Origin of the sequence: Streptomyces thermovulgaris, assembly GCF_002155915.1 — a bacterium.
Lineage (GTDB): Bacteria > Actinomycetota > Actinomycetes > Streptomycetales > Streptomycetaceae > Streptomyces > Streptomyces thermovulgaris.
On the sequence record NZ_MUME01000288.1, the window covers coordinates 1 to 5,303 of the forward strand.

At 73.1% G+C, this 5,303-nt stretch carries 3 protein-coding genes and 1 tRNA gene; 3 read left to right on the plus strand and 1 reads right to left on the minus strand.

From position 1 onward, the window contains the following. Positions 1 to 561 precede the first annotated feature (561 nt). Positions 562 to 2,676: a DEAD/DEAH box helicase gene (locus CCN35_RS21215; protein WP_086793918.1), complete on the plus strand. Its 2,115-nt coding sequence runs from the start codon at positions 562 to 564 to the stop codon at positions 2,674 to 2,676. Between the two features lie 473 nt (positions 2,677 to 3,149). Next, positions 3,150 to 3,222: transfer RNA gene (locus tag CCN35_RS21220), tRNA-Lys, on the plus strand. Between the two features lie 118 nt (positions 3,223 to 3,340). Here the strand turns inward: CCN35_RS21220 and CCN35_RS21225 are convergent. Further along, positions 3,341 to 4,543, minus strand: a complete 1,203-nt coding sequence (locus tag CCN35_RS21225) for an MFS transporter (RefSeq protein ID WP_086793919.1) — start codon at positions 4,541 to 4,543, stop codon at positions 3,341 to 3,343. Between the two features lie 77 nt (positions 4,544 to 4,620). On the opposite strand from CCN35_RS21225, the gene CCN35_RS21230 reads away from it, so the two are divergent. Continuing rightward, on the plus strand, positions 4,621 to 5,250 hold the full coding sequence (locus CCN35_RS21230; RefSeq protein WP_067399454.1) for a TetR/AcrR family transcriptional regulator: 630 nt from the start codon (positions 4,621 to 4,623) through the stop codon (positions 5,248 to 5,250). The last annotated feature ends 53 nt before the right edge of the window (positions 5,251 to 5,303 follow it).

The following is a 5,303-nucleotide window of genomic DNA, read 5'->3' on the forward strand; positions in this document are numbered from 1 at the left end:
GCGTCGTCGGCGGTCTCGGGCAGGAGGGCGTGATCGACGGTGAGAGACATGAAATGCGAAACCTTCCGGAGTCCTGTCGGCACGCGCCCATCAACTCCGTGATTCGAACCTCGACCGCCTCGATGCGGTCCGCCGCGTCAAAGGAGAGTACGCGCCACGCGGCGCGCTCCACGGGGGCGCCGGGCACATGGGATCAAACGACCCGCCACCTTACGCACCCTCCGCCCCCGCCGCCGGACTCGCCGGAGCCGACGTCCCCCGAGCCGTCCTCGCCGCCGCACGACGACCCCGGGCCGCAGCCGGAATAGGCACCCCGCGCCGCAGCCGGGCCGGCCGCACCGCGCAGGGCCCCGACCCGCGGCGACGGGACCGGTTTGCCATCGGGGGCGGAGGGTGCGTAAGGTGGCGGGTCGTTTGATCCCATGTGCCCGGCGCCCCCGTGGAGCGCGCCGTGTGGCGCGTACTCTCCTTTGCCGTGGCGGACCGCATCGAGGCGGTCGAGGTGCGAATCACGGAGTTGATGGGCGCGTGCCGACAGGACTCCGGAAGGTTTCGCATTTCATGTCTCTCACCGTCGATCACGCCCTCCTGCCCGAGACCGCCGACGACGCCCCCGGCAACCGCGAGGTGTCCGGGATCACGTTCGCGGACCTCGGTCTTCCCGAGGGCATCGTGCGCAAGCTCGCCCAGAACGGCGTGACCACCCCCTTCCCGATCCAGGCCGCGACCATCCCGGACGCCCTGGCCGGCAAGGACATCCTCGGCCGGGGCCGCACCGGCTCGGGCAAGACCCTGTCCTTCGGACTGCCGACCCTGGCCGCGCTGGCCGGCGGCCGCACCGAGCGGAAGCGCCCGCGGGCCGTCATCCTGACCCCCACCCGCGAGCTCGCGATGCAGGTGGCGGACGCCCTGCAGCCCTACGGCGACGTCCTCGGGCTGAGGATGAAGGTCGTCTGCGGCGGCACCTCGATGGGCAACCAGATCCACGCCCTGGAAAGGGGCGTCGACATCCTGGTCGCCACCCCGGGCCGGCTGCGCGACCTCATCGGCCGCGGCGCCTGCTCCCTGGAGGACGTGCGGATCACGGTCCTGGACGAGGCCGACCAGATGTCCGACCTCGGCTTCCTGCCCGAGGTCACCGAGCTTCTCGACCAGATTCCGGCGGGCGGCCAGCGGATGCTGTTCTCCGCGACGATGGAGGACGAGATCCAGACCCTCGTCGACCGCTACCTGAACGACCCCGTCTCCCACGAGGTGGACGCGGCGCAGGGCGCGGTGACGACCATGTCCCACCACATCCTGATCGTGAAGCCCAAGGACAAGGCGCCGGTCACCGCGGCCATCGCCTCCCGCAAGGGCCGCACCATCGTCTTCGTGCGCACCCAGCTCGGCGCCGACCGCGTGGCCGAGCAGCTGCGCGGGACCGGCGCGAGGGCCGAGGCGCTGCACGGCGGCATGACCCAGGGCGCCCGCACCCGCACCCTGGCCGACTTCAAGGACGGGTACATCGACGTCCTGGTCGCCACCGACGTCGCCGCCCGCGGCATCCACGTCGACGACATCGACCTCGTCCTGAACGTCGACCCGGCCGGCGACCACAAGGACTATCTGCACCGCGCCGGCCGCACGGCCCGCGCCGGCCGCACCGGCACGGTGGTCTCCCTGGCGCTTCCGCACCAGCGCCGCCAGATCTTCCGCCTCATGGAGGACGCGGGCGTGGAGGCCACGCGCCATGTCATCCAGGGCGGCGGGGTCTTCGACCCGGAGGTCGCGGAGATCACCGGTGCCCGGTCGATGACCGAGGTGCAGGCCGAGGCCGCGAGCAACGCCGCCCAGCAGGCCGAACGCGAGGTCGTCCGCCTCACCGAGCAGCTGGAGCACGCCCGGCGGCGCGCGGCCGAGCTGCGCGAGGAGGCCGACCGGCTGATCGCCAAGGCCGCCCGTGAGCGGGGTGCGGACCCCGGGGCGGCGGTGGCCGGGGCACAGGCGGCGGCCGAGGTGCCGCTGCCGCAGCAGCCGGGGGCACCGGACGAGGAACGCGACGCGTGGGCCGGGCGCGAGGAGCGTACGGCGGCGCCGTCCCACGACCGCCGTGAGCGCCGTGACGACCGTGGTGTCCGCCGGGACGACCGGGACCGTTTCTTCGACCGTGACCGCGCCGGCCGTTCCTACGACCGTCGCGAGGAGCGGGGCGGCTTCCACCGCGACCGGGACGACCGGGGCGGCTTCCGCCGTGACGACCGCGGCTACGAGCGCCGGGACGACCGCGGCGGCCGCACGTTCGACCGGGACCGGGACCGTGAGCGCGGCTACGAGCGCCGTGACGACCGTGGTGTCCGCCGGGACGACCGGGACCGTTTCTTCGACCGTGACCGCGCCGGCCGTTCCTACGACCGTCGCGAGGAGCGGGGCGGCTTCCACCGCGACCGGGACGAGCGCGGCGGCTTCCGCCGTGACGACCGCGGCTACGAGCGCCGGGACGACCGCGGCGGCTTCCGCCGCGAGGAGCGCGGCGGGCACCGCGGCAGCGACCGTCCGTTCAACCGTGACCGCCAGGGCGGCCGCCCCGGCTTCCGCTCCGGCCACGAGCGCCCGTACGGCCGCCGTGACGACCACCGCGGCGGCGGTTCCTTCGGCCGCCGCGAGGACAAGCCGCGCTGGAGGCGCAGCGGCTGACACCGGGTGAGGTGACCCGGCAAGGGCCCGTCCTACGACCGCTGTCGTACGGCGGGCCCTTTCTTTTCCACACCTTTTCCCCGCCTCCCCACTCCTCTTTTCCCACCGCCTCCAAAGGCTCGGAGCACCGGCTTCCGGGCCGGAAACACGGCAGCCCCCGGGGCGGTTCACCCGGACGGCGGACGGCTTTGGCGGAAAAACACGCGGGCGCACAAGGCCGCAGGACGTCCGCAGGGCCTGCCGGTGTGCGGGACACGAGTCGGTGACCTCTGCCTCTTCAGGACGAAGTTCATGACGAGGAGCAACAGCGCACTCGCGTTCGGCAAGGACATCGGGCCGAAGGACATCGGGCCGAAGGGCAGGACCAGCGGGGGATCTCCCGGCCGAAGCAGCCGGCCTCGCGGCTCGCCTCCCCGGATACCCGATCGGAGACGGGCCCTGATCCCGCTATGCTCGGGGAGGCAGCACCGCCTGGGCCCTTAGCTCAATTGGCAGAGCAGTGGACTTTTAATCCATTGGTTGTGGGTTCGAGTCCCACAGGGCCTACTGCCCCCCTTCGGGGTCGGGACCCCCGCTGACCTGGTCGGACGGGGGTCCTGTCGTTTCCGGTGCCTGCTCGGCGGCCGGCAGGGCGGAGCGCAGGGGCGCGTGTGCGCGGGGGCGGTCATGCCGTCACCGCCCGCCGCACCATCAGGGCGCTGAGGACGGACATCAGGAAGGCGCCGCCGGCCAGGGTCCAGCCGCCGAGGTAGCCGGCCGGGCCGTCGGCGATCAGGCCGAAGCCGAGCGGGCCGACGACGAAGCCGCCGAAGAAGCCCATGGACACCAGGGCGGAGGCGTGTCCGGTGGCGCCGAAGGCCGTGCCGCGCACGACGGCGACCATGGACACGGCGTTGGCGGCGACGGCGGAGCCGCCCAGGCCCACGGCCCCGATCCACACCAGCGGGGTCAGCAGGCCGGCCGCGGGCAGGAGCAGCAGGAAGCAGACGGCCGCTGCGGCCAGGACCAGCAGCGGCACGCCGATGTCGGCGAGGCGTCCGCTCACCCGGGTCCACAGCATCCGGGCGGCGATGCCGGCGACGCCGACGGCGGCGATCAGGGCGCCGGAGGCGCGTGCGCCCAGGCCGAGTTCCTCGTGCGCGTACAGCGGCAGGTAGGTGTTGAGGGCGGCCAGGCCGGTGCCGACGCCCAGGGAGTAGACGACGAGCCAGCGGGCGGCCCGGTTGGGGCGCGCGGGCAGCGTGCGGGTTTTGCCGGTGTGCTCCCGGGGCTGGTCGCGGGGCAGCAGCAGGGCGGCTGCCGCGGCGGTGGCCAGGGCGACGGGGACGACGAGGGCGAGGGCGGTGCGCCAGGAGGTCGCCGCGGCCAGGGAGGGCATGAGCAGGCCGGCGGCGAACGCGCCGAACTGGACGCCGGATTGCTTGACGCCGATGGCGGCGGCGCGCCGCGGGGGCGGCAGGTGGGTGGCGATGAGATGGTTGGTGGCGGGGTTGGCGCAGGCCTGGGCGGCGCCGGCGAGGACGAGCCCGGCGAGCAGCGGGCCGTATCCGCCGGCCAGGGCGAGCACGGTGAAGGCGCAGGCGACCGCGGTCAGCAGGACCAGCAGAAGGCGGCGGCCGCCCATCAGGTCCGTCAGATGTCCGCTGAACAGGGAGAGAAGGCCGGCGGTGCCGAAGGCCACGGCGGGCAGCGAGCCCAGTTGCGAACGCGATATGCCGAGATCCGCGAGGAGGGCGGGGCCGAGTGCCCCGAGCGCGAAGAGCACGAACATGGACAGCCCCATGCTCGTGGTCGTCAGCGTCAGCAGACCCGGGGGCGGGGGTTTCCTGCCGGGGTGCGCGGCCTTGGCGCGTTCCTGCGTGTCCACGCTTGCCTCCCGGAGCGAAGAGACTCTGGCGTTGTACTCTAGAGTGCCACTCTAGAAAAGTAGAACGGCAGGGGACCATGGCCGGAAAAACGGGCGCGCGGCGCCAACGCTCCATCGAGACCCGGGCTCGTCTCCTCGACGCGGCGCTGAAGCTGTTCGTCGCGCACGGGTACGACGGGACCACCATCGAGGCCATCGCCCGCGAGGCGAAGGTCGCGGTGCAGACGGTGTACTTCAAGTTCGGCACCAAGATCGCGATCCTGAAGGAGCTGCTGGACGTCCGGGTCGCCGGCGACCACGAGCCCGTTCCCACCGTGGAGCGCGACTGGTTCCGCAACGCCGTCGAGGCCGAGGACCCCCGTGTGCACCTGCGTCATCAGGTGGACGGGGCGCGGGAGATCTACGACCGGGTCGCCGACGTGCTGGAGGTGCTGCGCAACGCGGCCGTCGCCAACGAGGAGATCCGCCCGCTGTGGGAGCGGAACAAGCAGCAGCGCCACGAGATCCAGTCCCTGCTGGTGAAGGCCCTGGCGAAGAAGCATCCCCTGCCCGAGGGCATGAGCATCGACCGCGCGGCGGACATCAGCTACACCCTGCTGGGCCCGGAGGTCTACCACCTGCTCGTCGCCGAGCGCGGCTGGAGTTCCCAGGAGTGGGCCGACTGGGTGCACGCCGGTCTGTGCCGCCACCTGCTCGGCGAGACCTGACCCCTGCACCGGACCCGACCGGCCCCGCACCCCGGGGCCGGTCGGGTCCGGTG

Coding starts and splice junctions, on each gene's coding strand:
- CCN35_RS21215 (WP_086793918.1), top strand. CDS start 562: ATGTCTCTCACCGTCGATCACGCCCTCCTGCCCGAGACCGCCGACGAC.
- CCN35_RS21230 (WP_067399454.1), top strand. CDS start 4,621: ATGGCCGGAAAAACGGGCGCGCGGCGCCAACGCTCCATCGAGACCCGG.